This is a genomic window from Pseudomonas sp. NFACC41-3, assembly GCF_900109505.1.
GTDB lineage: Bacteria > Pseudomonadota > Gammaproteobacteria > Pseudomonadales > Pseudomonadaceae > Aquipseudomonas > Aquipseudomonas chlororaphis.
The window spans coordinates 265,160-278,093 of sequence record NZ_FOAE01000003.1 but is presented as its reverse complement, the minus strand read 5'-3'; the positions used below and the strand labels follow the sequence as shown (position 1 = coordinate 278,093).

Here is a 12,934-nt window from a genome sequence, read left to right as displayed (position 1 = left end):
CTCCTAGCAGATAGGGTGTGTTAAGTCGGGCCAAGTATCTGTAGGCCGTGTGAACACTCTATGGCTGAAATATGACAATTAGATGAAAGGCCAGCATTCGCGATGGAAGGCTGGCCTTTCTTTATAGAGCGTTTTGTAGCCGCTGCCGAAGGCTGCGATAGGGCCGCAGGCCCTTCTGCGCGCTGAAGATCGCCGCGCCCCTTCGGGTCGTTCGCAGCCTTCGGCAGCGGCTACAGGGTCACAGGATCAGCGATCCTTTTTCCACAGGTACAGGCCGACCAGGATCCCGATGCTGCAAATAATTGCAACATAATAGGCCGGGCCCATCGGGCTCTCCTTGAGCAGCGCGGTCACCACCATCGGCGTCAGGCCACCGAAGATCGCGTAGGCCAGGTTGTAGGAGAACGACAGGCCGCTGAAGCGCACCACCGCCGGGAAGGCCTTGACCATCACATAAGGCACCGCGCCGATGGTGCCCACCAGCAGGCCGGTCAGCGCGTACAGCGGGAACAGCCAGTCCGGGTGATCCAGCAGGCTGTGGTAGAAGGTCCAGGAAGTCGCCAACAGCAGCGCGCTGCCGAACACGAATACCCGGCCGGCGCCAAAACGGTCGGCCAGCGCGCCGGACGCCACGCAGCCCAGGCTCAGGAACACGATCGCCAGGCTGTTGGCCTGCAACGCGGTGGTCGGGGAGAAGTGATAGACCGTCTGCAGCACGGTCGGGGTCATCAGGATCACCACGATGATCCCGGCAGACAGCAGCCAGGTCAGCAGCATCGAGAGAATGATCGCGCTGCGGTGGTCGCGCAGCACTGCGCGCAGCGGCACTTCCTCGGCCAGGGCCTTGCGCAGCTGCAGCTCGGCGAACACCGGGGTTTCGTGCAGCCAGCGGCGCAGGTACACCGAGAACAGGCCGAACACGCCGCCGAGCAGGAACGGAATCCGCCAGGCGTAATCGGCGACTTCGGCCGGGGTATAGATGCTGTTGATCGCGGTGGCCACCAGCGAACCCAGGAGAATGCCGGCCGTCAGGCCCGAGGTCAGGGTGCCGCAGGCGTAGCCGATATGCCGCTGCGGCACATGCTCGGAAACGAACACCCAGGCGCCCGGTACTTCACCGCCGATGGCCGCGCCCTGGATCACCCGCATCAGCAGCAACAGGATCGGCGCCCACATGCCGATCTGCGCGTAGGTCGGCAGCAGGCCCATGATCAGGGTCGGCACCGCCATCATGAAAATGCTCAGGGTGAACATCTTCTTGCGCCCGAGCAGGTCGCCGAAGTGCGCCATGACGATCCCGCCCAGGGGCCGGGCCAGGTAGCCGGCGGCGAAGATGCCGAAGGTCTGCATCAGGCGCAGCCACTCGGGCATGTCCGCGGGGAAGAACAACTTGCCGACCACCGTGGCGAAGAACACGAAAATGATGAAGTCGTAGAACTCCAGCGCGCCGCCCAGGGCGGACAGCGACAGGGTCTTGTAGTCATTGCGGGTCAACGGACGAGCAGGTTGCGCGGGCTGCGCGACGCTCGAAGGCACAGTGGTCATGGCAAGGGCTTCTCTTATAGTCGGTTCTGGAAGCCGCAACAGCGCTGGTTGTGGCCTGGCAGGTTCGGCACGATAGCAAATTGTTCGAAAAAGCACATAGACGGGCACAATTGACAATCAAAATCAGAACCGGATGGTCGTCGCCGAGCCTGTCGACCGATATACTCGCAGGCATTGGAGCAACGCCGCCCCGGCAAGGGTTGCTGTGCGAAAACGCCGCTGGGCGCCCCAGGCGCCGACTGGGCCAGCCGGTTTCGCAGAGTTTCCCTTTAGTACGCCTTACGAAGAACGTGACGAACGTAGTATGTTCGGGCTGAATCGTTTTTCCTCAAGACGGCTATTCACCTGAAGTACCAATGAAGAGTCACGGGTCAGAGGCACCCCCGGCATGATAGAGCTCGAACAAGAAGATCCGATCCCGCAAGGCGACCTGGCCTTGCAAATCACCGCGCTTCCCCGCGAAACCAACGGCTTTGGCGATATTTTCGGTGGCTGGCTGGTGGCCCAGATGGACCTGGCGGGTACCGCCATGGCCAGTCGCGTGGCCGGCGGGCGTGTCGCCACGGTCGCCATCGACCGCATGGCATTCCTGGTTCCGGTCGCGGTCGGCGCGCAGCTTTCCTTTTATACCCAGACCCTGGAAATCGGTCGCAGCTCGATCCAGATGATGGTCGAGGTCTGGAGCGACGATCCGCTGTCCAGCGAATGGCGCAAGGTCACCGAGGCGGTGTTCGTGTTCGTTGCCATCGACGGCAGTGGCCGCACCCGCTCGGTTCCACCCAGGGCCCGTTAAATTCGGCGTGGGTTAAACCCGGCGGCTGTTACGTGGTCCATAGCAGCCCTGCTTTTGAACGAGAACAGCACCATGCCTACCCCTCACGTTGAAACGGTGAAACTGGATGAACTGAACTGCTGGCGCATCCGCCACGGTCAGGCCGAACTGCTGGTGGCCCAGCAAGGCGCGCACATCCTCAGCTATCAATTGGCCGGGCAACCGCCGCTGATCTGGCTCAACGACGAGGCCGTGTTCAAGACCGGCAAAAGCATCCGCGCCGGCGTTCCGGTGTGCTGGCCGTGGTTCGGCAATTTCGCGCGCAACCCGCAAAGCGTCCAGGCCATGCGCCAGGGCAGCGAGCCGGCCGGGGCCCACGGCCTGGTCCGCGCCACCGACTGGGAACTGCTGGGCATCCAGAGCGAAGGCGAAAGCCTGCTGGTGGAACTGCAACTGCCGATCCCCGAAGGCGGGCTGCCAGGCTGGCCGCACCAGGTCGAGCTGAAGCTGAGCATCCGCCTCGACGACCAACTGCACATCAACCTCACCAGCCACAACCTGGGCGACGACACGGTCACCATCAGCCAGGCGCTGCACAGCTACTTCGCGGTCAGCGATGTGCGCAAGGTGCATGTCGAAGGGTTGGACGGCCTGAATTACATCGAGACCCTGGATGACTGGAAGACTGCGCAACAGTCCGGCGACCTGCATTTCACCGGCGAGACCGACCGTATCTACCTCGACCCTCCGCCACAGCTGAGCATCGTCGACCCGACCTGGGAGCGACGCATCCAGCTGACCAGCAGCGGCTCGCGCTCGGCGGTGATCTGGAACCCGTGGATCGCCCGCGCCGAGCAGTTCAGCGACATGGCCGACGATGGCTGGCAACGCATGCTGTGCATCGAGACCGCCAACGTGATGGATGACGTGGTGACCCTGGCGCCGGGCGCCAGTCACACCCTGGGCGTGAGCGTTACCAGCGTAGCGCTGTAACGCCGTCTTACAGATCCGACTCCTGCACCACCCGCACTTTCTGCGCATCCAGCGCATAGGCCGCGTCGGCCAGGTCGTTGCTGACCGTCTCGATCTTCAGGTGGCCGGTCACCCACAGCGGCGTGTAGATATCGTCCAGCTTCACGCCCTTGGGGAAACGCACCAGCACCAGTTGATTGGGCGGCGGTGGCGGCACATGGATGCAGGCGCCCGGATAAGGCACGAGGAAAAACAGCGTGCTGCGCCCCTTGGCATCGGACTCCAGCGGCACCGGATAACCGCCGATGCGAATGTCCTTGCCGTTCATGGCCGGCACGGTCTTGGTCGAATACATCACCGCCGGCAACCCCTTGCTCTGCTTCAGGCCGCCCTTTGCGGTAAAGGTGCCATTGGCTTCGGGGGAGTTGTGATCGATTTCCGGCATTTGCTCGAGGGCTTTCTGGTCCGACTTGGGCATCAGTTCAAGCCAGTCGGTTTCCGGCAGTTCGCCGGCATGAGCCAGGCCCGGGCCCAGCAGAACAAGAGTCAACAGAAGACGGCGCATGGAGGAGCTCGGCAAGAAAGGGACAAGACAACGCCGGGCATTCTAGCCCTCTCTACCTGCGCAGCAGAGAGGGCTTTGTCGCTAAATCAGTTCTTTTTGACCAGGCCGTAGATCACCAGCAGCACGACCGCGCCAACCAGCGCGCCGATGAAGCCCGCGCCCTGACCCGCCTGGTAGATGCCCAGGGCCTGGCCGCCGTAGGTGGCTGCCAGCGAACCGCCGATACCGAGCAGGATGGTCATGATCCAGCCCATGCTGTCATCGCCCGGTTTCAGGAAGCGAGCCAGCAGGCCAACGATCAAGCCGATAAAGATGGTTCCAATAATTCCCATGGCATTTCCCTCTGTATGAGTTAGGTATGCCAAAGCCTAGCCAGCGCCTTGGCATCCTGCCATCAGAGAACGGCGGCCCCAATTGGTTCCACCGCGGCCTCAGGAAGTTATTCGGCGAGCAGCGCTTCGACCTTGAGGATCTGCGCCTCGAGGGTCGCCCTGTCCTTGCAGCGCAGGTTGGCGTGACCGACCTTGCGCCCGACCTTGAAGGCCTTGCCGTAGTGATGCAGGTGGCAATCGTCGATGGCGATGACTTTCTCCACCGCCGGCACTTCGCCGATGAAGTTGATCATCGCGCTCTCGCCGACCTTGGCGGTCGAACCCAGCGGCAGGCCGGCGACAGCCCGCAGGTGGTTTTCGAACTGGCTGCACTCGGCGCCTTCGGTGGTCCAGTGCCCGGAGTTGTGCACCCGTGGCGCGATCTCGTTGGCCTTGAGGCCACCGTCGACTTCAAAGAACTCGAACGCCATCACGCCGACGTAGTCCAGCTGCTTGAGCACGCGGCTGGAATAGTCTTCGGCCAGGGCCTGCAGCGGGTGATCGCTGCTGGCCACGGACAGCTTGAGGATCCCGCTGTGGTGAGTGTTGTGCACCAGCGGGTAGAAGCGGGTTTCGCCATCTCGGGCGCGCACGGCGATCAGCGAGACTTCGCCAGTGAACGGCACGAAGCCCTCCAGCAGGCACCCCACGCTGCCCAGCTCGGCGAAAGTGCCGACCACGTCTTCAGGGCTGCGCAAGACTTTCTGGCCCTTGCCGTCGTAACCCAGGGTGCGGGTTTTCAGCACGGCCGGCAGGCCGATGCTGGCCACGGCGGCCTCCAGGTCGGCTTGCGACTGGATGTCGGCGAACGCCGGCGTCGGAATCCCCAGGTCCTTGAACATGCTCTTCTCGAACCAGCGATCGCGGGCGATGCGCAGGGCTTCGGCGCTCGGATAGACCGGGACGAACTGCGACAGGAAGGCCACGGTTTCCGCCGGCACGCTTTCGAACTCGAAGGTCACCAGGTCCACTTCGTCAGCCAGCTGGCGCAGGTGATCCTGATCGCCATAATCGGCTCGCAGGTGTTCGCCCAGGGCAGCGGCACAGGCGTCCGGAGCCGGGTCGAGGAAAGCGAAGTTCATCCCCAGCGGAGTGCCCGCCAGAGCCAACATGCGACCCAGCTGGCCGCCACCGATTACACCGATCTTCATCGTCAAAAACCTCAGGCGATGCGTGGGTCTGGATTGTCCAGGACGCTGTCTGTCTGCTCAGCGCGGAATTTTTTCAGCACAGTATGAAATTGCGGATGCTTGGCGCCAAGGATGCTCGCCGACAGCAATGCGGCGTTGATCGCGCCGGCCTTACCGATGGCCAGGGTGGCGACCGGAATGCCCGCTGGCATCTGCACGATGGAGAGCAGCGAGTCGACGCCCGAGAGCATCGACGACTGCACCGGAACGCCCAGCACCGGCAGGTGGGTCTTGGCCGCGCACATGCCTGGCAGGTGGGCCGCGCCACCGGCACCGGCGATGATCACCTCGATGCCACGCGCTTCGGCATCGGTGGCGTACTGGAACAGCAGGTCCGGGGTGCGGTGGGCAGAGACCACTTTCACCTCGTAAGGGATGCCGAGCTTTTCCAGCATATCGGCGGTGTGGCTAAGGGTGGACCAATCGGACTTGGAGCCCATGATCACGCCAACCAATGCACTCATCGTCGTGCCTCTTCTCTCTGGGCGCCCGCGGGCGCGTCAAAAACAACAAGCCACGCAGAATGCGTGGCTTGAATGTACGAATTATGGCCGGACGAACCGGCCGAAGGCCGCGCAGTATACCGAAAAAGGTGAGTTAAACGCACTTTTGCCGACCATCTGTCATACACCATGTTTCAAGCGCAAAGCGGCGGTTTTATTGACTTCGGGGTCAGTCAGCATGGGCCAGGATCCTTGCCAGATTCCTGTAGCCGCTGCCGCAGGCTGCGATCGACGGCGAAGCCGACGCAAAGGGGGTATTCCCAATCCTTCAGACAGACCGCGTCGCCAGGTTTTTCGGCCCCTGCGACGGAGTGCCACCCAGAGCGAGCGCAGCCTTCGGCAGCGGCTACAGCTCAGGTGTTGCCTGTGCCCTGCGCCGCGCCGCCTTCGAGCTTGCGCCACAGCAGCCGGACGTTGGCCTTGCGCACCAGGGCGCAGCGGTACAGGCGGATCTCCAGCGGCACATGCCATTGCGCGCCGCCGCAGACCACCAGTTCGCCGCGGGCCAGTTCGGCACGCACGCTCAGGTGCGGCACCCAGGCAATCCCCAGGCCTTCCAGGGCCATGCTCTTGAGGCTGTCGGCCATGGCGGTTTCATAGACCGTGGTGAACCGCAGGTTGCGCTGGCGCAGCAGCTGGTTCACCGAACGCCCGAGAAACGCCCCGGCGCTGTACGCCAGCAGCGGCACGCTGGCCTCGCCTTCCAGGTCGAACAACGGCTTGCCGGCGGCATCCGCCGCGCACACCGGCAGCATCTCGGTCTGCCCCAGGTGCAGCGAAGGAAAGATTTCCGGGTCCATCTGCATGGCCGAGTCCGGGTCATAGAAGGCCAGCATCAGGTCGCAGCCGCCTTCGCGCAGGGCATGCACGGCGTCGCCGACGTTGGTCGCCACCAGCCGCGTCGCGATATTCAAGCCTTCGTTGCGCAGCTGGGCGATCCAGCGCGGGAAGAAACCCAGGGCCAGGGAGTGCGCCGCGGCGACCTGCATCACTTCGCCCTGCCCGCCTTCGAGGTGATGCAAGTGCCGCAACACTTCGCCCAGTTGCTCGACCACCGTGCGCGCGGTGACCAGGAACAGCTGCCCCGCCGCCGTCAGTTCGATCGGCGTGCGCGAGCGGTTGACCAGGGTCAGCCCCAGCGCCGCTTCCAGGCTGCGGATCCGCCGGCTGAAGGCCGGCTGGGTCACGAAGCGCCGTTCGGCGGCCTGCGAGAAGCTGCGGGTGGCGGCCAGGGCACTGAAGTCCTCGAGCCATTTGCTTTCCAGATTCATCACGTCCTCCCGGGGAACGCACCATTTTAGGTCACACGCTTGCCGCGCAAGCGGCGTCACACGGACATTATGCCGTTTATGCATAGGCCAGTGTTTAACAGCATTGGCCCAAATTTTCCCGCAGGCCTAGGATTCGCAGCGTTCCGGCACCGACCGGGTCCATATCGAGATGATTTCTATCATGTCCTCCGCTGCATCTTTCCGCACAGAAAAAGACCTGCTTGGCGTACTCGAAGTACCTGCTCAAGCGTATTACGGCATCCAGACCCTGCGAGCGGTGAACAACTTCCGCCTCTCCGGCGTTCCGATTTCGCACTACCCAAAACTGGTCGTGGCCCTGGCAATGGTCAAGCAGGCAGCTGCTGACGCCAACCGCGAGCTGGGTCACCTGAGCGAAGCCAAGCACGCTGCCATCAGCGAAGCCTGTGCCCGTCTGATCCGCGGCGACTTCCACGAAGAATTCGTGGTGGACATGATTCAAGGCGGCGCTGGCACTTCGACCAACATGAATGCCAACGAAGTCATCGCCAACATCGCGCTGGAGGCCATGGGCCACAGCAAGGGCGAATACCAGTACCTGCACCCGAACAACGACGTGAACATGGCGCAGTCGACCAACGACGCCTACCCGACCGCGATCCGCCTGGGTCTGCTGCTGGGCCACGACGCGCTGCTGGCCAGCCTCGACAGCCTGATCCAGTCGTTCGCCGCCAAGGGTGAAGAATTCAGCCACGTCCTGAAGATGGGCCGTACCCAACTGCAAGACGCCGTGCCGATGACCCTGGGCCAGGAGTTCCGCGCCTTCGCCACCACCCTGAGCGAAGACCTGGCCCGCCTGAAGACCCTGGCGCCGGAAGTGCTGACCGAAGTGAACCTGGGCGGTACCGCCATCGGGACCGGCATCAACGCCGACCCGCGTTACCAGGCCCTGGCCGTCCAGCGCCTGGCCACCATCAGCGGCCAGCCGCTGGTACCGGCCGCCGACCTGATCGAAGCCACCTCCGACATGGGCGCCTTCGTGCTGTTCTCCGGCATGCTCAAGCGCACCGCGGTCAAGCTGTCGAAGATCTGCAACGACCTGCGCCTGCTGTCCAGCGGCCCGCGTACCGGGATCAACGAGATCAACCTGCCAGCGCGCCAGCCAGGCAGCTCGATCATGCCCGGCAAGGTCAACCCGGTGATCCCGGAAGCGGTCAACCAGGTGGCGTTCCAGATCATCGGCAACGACCTGGCCCTGACCATCGCGGCCGAAGGCGGCCAACTGCAACTGAACGTGATGGAGCCGCTGATCGCCTTCAAGATCTTCGACTCGATCCGCCTGCTGCAACGCGCCATGGACATGCTGCGCGAGCACTGCATCACCGGCATCACCGCCAACGAGCAGCGCTGCCGCGAACTGGTCGAGCACTCGATCGGCCTGGTCACCGCGCTGAACCCGTACATCGGCTATGAAAACGCCACCCGTATCGCCCGCATCGCCCTGGAAAGCGGCCGCGGCGTACTGGAACTGGTGCGCGAAGAAGGCTTGCTCGACGACGCCATGCTCGCCGACATCCTGCGCCCGGAAAACATGATTGCCCCGCGTCTGGTCCCGCTCAAAGCCTGACCAACGCCCGCCCTGGCCACAGGGCACCGCTCACCAGGTCGAGGGACTAGACACCTCTCACCTTTTGAGGGCTTGGAGATTCTTCTCCAAGCCCTTTTTTTTGCCTGCCGTTCTCCCTCCCGACCTCCCGCCGACGCTCGTCCTTAAGATCGCCACGCCCGCTTCGCGGCCGATCGCAGCCTTCGGCAGCGGCTACACCATCGGTCCTGATCGAACATTGGCTCCGTAGCCGCTGCCGAGCCCGCGAGGCTGCGATCGCTCTGGGCGGCACTCCGTCGCAGAGGCCGCAAAAACCTGACAGCACAATCTGCCTGGCAAACCACTCGCTTTAAACAAGCACACTCCCGCGGCGCGGAGGATAATCGGCCCTCCGCCCAATCAGACACCGAGGCACCACCGTCGATGGACCCGACGCAAATCCAGGCGATACAACAACTGCGCAGCTTGATCCCCGTGGGCCTGCGCCATGCCCAAACCCTGCTGGCCCGCTGCGCGGGCAATCCCCAGCAAGCCGCCGAGCTCTACAAGTCCGAGCTGTTGCCGCTACTGATGGACAAGTCCGGCCTGCCTCCCGAGCAAGCCCGGGAATACCTGCACAACGCCGGCTACGACCTGAACCGTGCCCTGCACGCTATAGAAGAAGCACGCTTCACCCTGACCCAGCGCATCTTGCGCAAACATCACCGAGACAAGGGCCGGGCCCTGGACCTGATCGCCCAGGCCATCGAAACCGAGGAGCGGCTGCCGCGCCAGTACTGGCTGGCCTTCGAGCCGCTGGAACAACTGGCACCGGCACCGCGCTGCTTCATGGTGCTCCACGAGTGGCTGGCCTTTGAGGACTGGGAAGGCTTTGACAGTGCCCTGCACTTTCACCTGCCCCAGGTCATCGCCCAATTCAGGCACCTGCAACTGGACGCCCTGGCGGACACCCTGGAACAGGCCGATCAGCGACAGAAATACCTGAGGGCGAGCCATGCCGGGAGCGACAGCCCCACCGCGCTGGCCGCGCGGGTCAATCAGGACCCGCTCTTCAACAGCCACCAGGACGCCTACGACCGCTACCGAGCGCCGCTCGACGAGCGCCTGTTCGAGTGGGTGGAACAGCATGTACGGCAGTTTCCAGCCTGAACGGCGAGCCGCCGCGCGTTGCCCAAACCGCTAGACTGCCGCCCTCAACCGAACATGGACCTCGGAATCAGCCCCCATGGAACTGCAGTTCAGCATCACCCCCGCACACACCGAAACCAGGCTCGCCGAAAAGCTGCGGCAGGCAATGCTCAAGCATGATCAGCAGCAAGCGCGGTTCATGGGCAGCGTCGCCCATTGGCAGAGCCGCCTGCTCGGGCCCCTGCTGCTCGTCCTGTGCCTGGCCGGCGGCGCCCTGGCGATCTATTTCCCCGAGCGGCGCTTCACGCCAGAGAAGGTCGTCGCCCTGGCGCTGTTCGCGCTGGTCTTCATCCCGCTCTGGTGGCGCTATTGCGGGCGCTGGCTCCAGCATCTGCAAGCCCGTATCGCCGCCAAGCCTGCCAAGCCCCACCCACCGTTGCGCGGGCTGAACCAACGCTTGATCGAATCCAGGTTGCGCGCGCCCCTGAAGGCCGCCGAAGGCATTTATTGCCTGGCGTTCGACGACCGGGGCTTTACGTTGAGCAACGCCAAGGGCGGCAAGAGCACGCTGGCCTGGGAGCAGATCGCGCACCTGCGGGAAACGCCCGACTTCTACGCCGTGGCCTGCGCCGAGCTGGAACATAAGGGCCTGGCCTATCACATCGCCAAACACAGTGACCTCATGCAGCCCCAGGCATATCAACAAGGACTGCAACAGTTCTTGAGCAAATGCCCGGTCCTCCCCAAGCCGGCCTGATCCCGCCTGCCGATACTTTCCTTGAGGACTACCAATGTCCTCAAGGTCTCTTTCTTCCCTGATAAACCAATACCGCTTATTGGCTCTGTTTCATATACAAAACAAATAAGCGATTTATTGCGCTTTTTGCGTTACCTGAACAAGCACCGACTTCTTGCAACTTCCCAGGCTTTGCCCGGGCAGTGTGCAATTTCGTGCCAAATAAGAAACCATGTTTCATATATGGAACGTTTCATTTGCAACTAATTAACTACAACTCATTAATAAACAAGGACTTTTAAACTAAAACACCGCGTTATAAAGCACTGGCATTGTTCATGCACTAAACGGCGTATCACCTATAAAACAGACCAGAGTACCTTCCCAATGGCTGTAAAAGAGATGTACGCCGTCGCCCCTCAATGGAATAAGCCCGCTCCCAAGGAAGATCTGGAGCCGACTGAAATTGAATTTCGCAATGTCGGCAAATGTTTCCCGGCCAAGGGCCAATCCGTAGCGCCATTCGCTATTCGCGAGGTGAACTTCAAGATTCGCCGGGGTGAAGTGGTATCGATCATCGGCCCTTCCGGTTGTGGCAAGAGCACCATCCTCAATATGGGTTCCGGCCTGTATCGCCCCAGCGAAGGCGAAGTGTTCGTCAGCGGCGAGCCGGTGACCGGCCCGGTACGCCAGGTCGCCTTCATGTTGCAGAAAGACCTGCTGATGCCCTGGCGCAGCATCCGCCGCAACGTCGAGCTGGGGCTGGAGATCCAGGGCGTGCCCGCCGCGACCCGGCAGACCGTGGCCAACGACCTGCTCGAACGCTGCCACCTCAAGGGCTTCGCCGATCACTACCCGTTCCAGCTGTCCGGCGGCATGCGCCAGCGCGCGGCCCTGGCCCGGACCCTGGCCATCGACCCGCAGGTGCTATTCCTCGACGAGCCGTTTTCCGCCCTCGATGCCCAGACCAAGATGATCCTGCAACAGGACATGGCGCGGATGCTCTACGACGAAAAGAAGACCGCCCTGTTCATCACCCACGACCTGATCGAAGGCATCGCCATGTCCGACCGGTTGCTGGTCATGAGCGCCCGCCCCGGCACCATCATCGAAGAAATCAGCATCGACCTGCCGTTTCGCGACAACCCGCTGGAGCGCCGCAAGCTGCCGGAAATCGGCCCGCTGGTGGGCCGCCTGATGGAGTTGCTGCAAGTCGGCGCGGACACCGAACTGCATTGATCACCGCCCTCGCGGCCCCCAACCGATTCAGGAGTCCCCATGCTCAAGTCTCTGTTTCAACGTCTTTGCGCATTCAGCCTGGGCCTCGGCCTGGCCTGCACGGCCCAGGCCCGGACCGACGTCACCTACCTGCTGCCGGCACCGCCCAACTCACCGGCGTTCGCGCCCTGGATCATCGCCAAGGAGAAGGGTTACTACGCCGCCCAGGACCTCAACCTGACCTTTATCGCCGCCAAGGGCGGGGTCGACGTGGCCAAGCAGATCGGTGCCGGTAACGCCTTGCTCGGCGGCGCCATCGGCGACACGCCGATCGTGGTCCGGGCCAATGGTATTCCGGTGCGCGCCGTGGCGGTGCTGGGCTCCGGCGGGGTGACCATGATCGCCACCAACGCCAAGGAAAACATCGACTCCATCACCGACCTCAAGGGCAAGACCATGACGGTGATGTCCTATTCCGACACCACTTACTACGCCCTGCTCGCCTCGCTGCGCAAAGCCGGCCTGAGCAAGACCGACGTGAATATCCAGGCCGCCGGGCCGGCCGGGGTCTGGCAGCTGTTCTCGGCCGACAAGGCCCAGGCCATGGCCGGGGTGCCGGACTGGGTGGTCAACGCCGAAGAGGCCGGGGTGCGGATCAAGCTGATTCCCCAGGCGCAGATTTTCGAAAGCATGGCCCAGGCGATCCTCGCCTCCGACGACGCCATCAAGAACCAGCCCAAGGTCGTGCGCGGCGTGGTCCAGGCCACCCTGCAGGGCATGCGCGACATCATCCAGGACCCGCGCGCCGCCGCCGTGACCTTCGCCAAGGCCGTGCCGGCCTACGCCAGCAAGGAAGACTCGCTGGAGAAGGTCTTCAAGCTCTACGTCGAGCATGTCTACGCCAACCAGCGCGTGCTCGGGCACATCGATCCGCAGCGCCTGGACAAGGTCCGCCAGTTCTACGTCAGCGAAGGCATCGTCAGCCAGGAGCCCAAGCTCGAGGACCTGTTCACCAACCAATTCGTCGACAGCCCGGTCGCCGCGCAATGAGCCACCGGGCCAACAAGGTACGCACACG

At 63.1% G+C, this 12,934-nt stretch carries 13 protein-coding genes; 7 read left to right on the top strand and 6 right to left on the bottom strand.

The annotated features are described in order from the left end of the window. Positions 1-246: 246 nt before the first annotated feature. Complete coding sequence (locus BMY68_RS15500; protein ID WP_175534850.1) at positions 247-1,536, bottom strand: MFS transporter; 1,290 nt, start codon at positions 1,534-1,536, stop codon at positions 247-249. A 397-nt stretch (positions 1,537-1,933) separates the two neighbouring features. On the opposite strand from BMY68_RS15500, the gene BMY68_RS15495 reads away from it, so the two are divergent. Continuing rightward, positions 1,934-2,338: an acyl-CoA thioesterase gene (locus BMY68_RS15495; RefSeq protein WP_003229628.1), complete on the top strand. Its 405-nt coding sequence runs from the start codon at positions 1,934-1,936 to the stop codon at positions 2,336-2,338. Positions 2,339-2,410: 72 nt separating this feature from the next. Next, entirely contained in the window at positions 2,411-3,310 is a 900-nt protein-coding gene (locus BMY68_RS15490) for a D-hexose-6-phosphate mutarotase (protein WP_085532799.1), read from the top strand. A gap of 7 nt (positions 3,311-3,317) precedes the next feature. On the opposite strand, the gene BMY68_RS15485 is transcribed toward BMY68_RS15490, so the two are convergent. From BMY68_RS15485 to BMY68_RS15465, 5 genes are all read right to left on the bottom strand, one after another. After that, positions 3,318-3,854: a DUF3299 domain-containing protein gene (locus BMY68_RS15485; RefSeq protein ID WP_085532797.1), complete on the bottom strand. Its 537-nt coding sequence runs from the start codon at positions 3,852-3,854 to the stop codon at positions 3,318-3,320. A gap of 86 nt (positions 3,855-3,940) precedes the next feature. Further along, entirely contained in the window at positions 3,941-4,186 is a 246-nt protein-coding gene (locus tag BMY68_RS15480; RefSeq protein WP_007928514.1) for a GlsB/YeaQ/YmgE family stress response membrane protein, read from the bottom strand. Between the two features lie 107 nt (positions 4,187-4,293). Beyond that, complete coding sequence (locus BMY68_RS15475) at positions 4,294-5,376, bottom strand: 5-(carboxyamino)imidazole ribonucleotide synthase (RefSeq protein ID WP_085532795.1); 1,083 nt, start codon at positions 5,374-5,376, stop codon at positions 4,294-4,296. 11 nt (positions 5,377-5,387) lie between these two features. Continuing rightward, positions 5,388-5,879 carry a 5-(carboxyamino)imidazole ribonucleotide mutase gene (purE, locus tag BMY68_RS15470; protein ID WP_007928512.1) on the bottom strand — a complete coding sequence of 164 codons (492 nt, stop codon included), beginning with the start codon at positions 5,877-5,879 and terminating at the stop codon, positions 5,388-5,390. A gap of 392 nt (positions 5,880-6,271) precedes the next feature. Beyond that, on the bottom strand, positions 6,272-7,189 hold the full coding sequence (locus tag BMY68_RS15465; protein ID WP_009041373.1) for a LysR substrate-binding domain-containing protein: 918 nt from the start codon (positions 7,187-7,189) through the stop codon (positions 6,272-6,274). Between the two features lie 181 nt (positions 7,190-7,370). On the opposite strand from BMY68_RS15465, the gene aspA reads away from it, so the two are divergent. The 5 genes from aspA (at position 7,371) to BMY68_RS15440 (ending at position 12,906) form a co-directional block, all read left to right on the top strand. Beyond that, complete coding sequence (gene aspA / locus BMY68_RS15460; protein ID WP_007928510.1) at positions 7,371-8,795, top strand: aspartate ammonia-lyase; 1,425 nt, start codon at positions 7,371-7,373, stop codon at positions 8,793-8,795. Between the two features lie 402 nt (positions 8,796-9,197). Further along, positions 9,198-9,923, top strand: coding sequence for a hypothetical protein (locus BMY68_RS15455; RefSeq protein WP_085532793.1), 726 nt, complete (start codon positions 9,198-9,200; stop codon positions 9,921-9,923). Between the two features lie 76 nt (positions 9,924-9,999). Further along, positions 10,000-10,659 (top strand): YcxB family protein, encoded by a 660-nt coding sequence (locus BMY68_RS15450; protein ID WP_085532791.1) that lies wholly within the window; start codon positions 10,000-10,002, stop codon positions 10,657-10,659. 381 nt (positions 10,660-11,040) lie between these two features. Further along, positions 11,041-11,877, top strand: coding sequence for an ABC transporter ATP-binding protein (locus BMY68_RS15445; protein WP_239694102.1), 837 nt, complete (start codon positions 11,041-11,043; stop codon positions 11,875-11,877). Positions 11,878-11,916: 39 nt separating this feature from the next. Next, on the top strand, positions 11,917-12,906 hold the full coding sequence (locus tag BMY68_RS15440; protein ID WP_085532787.1) for an ABC transporter substrate-binding protein: 990 nt from the start codon (positions 11,917-11,919) through the stop codon (positions 12,904-12,906). The last annotated feature ends 28 nt before the right edge of the window (positions 12,907-12,934 follow it).

Excerpts from the sequence above, each read along its gene's own strand:
- BMY68_RS15465 (WP_009041373.1), bottom strand. The coding sequence starts at position 7,189 with ATGAATCTGGAAAGCAAATGGCTCGAGGACTTCAGTGCCCTGGCCGCC.
- BMY68_RS15495 (WP_003229628.1), top strand. The coding sequence starts at position 1,934 with ATGATAGAGCTCGAACAAGAAGATCCGATCCCGCAAGGCGACCTGGCC.
- BMY68_RS15440 (WP_085532787.1), top strand. The coding sequence starts at position 11,917 with ATGCTCAAGTCTCTGTTTCAACGTCTTTGCGCATTCAGCCTGGGCCTC.
- BMY68_RS15450 (WP_085532791.1), top strand. The coding sequence starts at position 10,000 with ATGGAACTGCAGTTCAGCATCACCCCCGCACACACCGAAACCAGGCTC.
- purE (WP_007928512.1), bottom strand. The coding sequence starts at position 5,879 with ATGAGTGCATTGGTTGGCGTGATCATGGGCTCCAAGTCCGATTGGTCC.
- BMY68_RS15485 (WP_085532797.1), bottom strand. The coding sequence starts at position 3,854 with ATGCGCCGTCTTCTGTTGACTCTTGTTCTGCTGGGCCCGGGCCTGGCT.
- BMY68_RS15455 (WP_085532793.1), top strand. The coding sequence starts at position 9,198 with ATGGACCCGACGCAAATCCAGGCGATACAACAACTGCGCAGCTTGATC.
- aspA (WP_007928510.1), top strand. The coding sequence starts at position 7,371 with ATGTCCTCCGCTGCATCTTTCCGCACAGAAAAAGACCTGCTTGGCGTA.
- BMY68_RS15480 (WP_007928514.1), bottom strand. The coding sequence starts at position 4,186 with ATGGGAATTATTGGAACCATCTTTATCGGCTTGATCGTTGGCCTGCTG.
- BMY68_RS15490 (WP_085532799.1), top strand. The coding sequence starts at position 2,411 with ATGCCTACCCCTCACGTTGAAACGGTGAAACTGGATGAACTGAACTGC.
- BMY68_RS15475 (WP_085532795.1), bottom strand. The coding sequence starts at position 5,376 with ATGAAGATCGGTGTAATCGGTGGCGGCCAGCTGGGTCGCATGTTGGCT.
- BMY68_RS15445 (WP_239694102.1), top strand. The coding sequence starts at position 11,041 with ATGTACGCCGTCGCCCCTCAATGGAATAAGCCCGCTCCCAAGGAAGAT.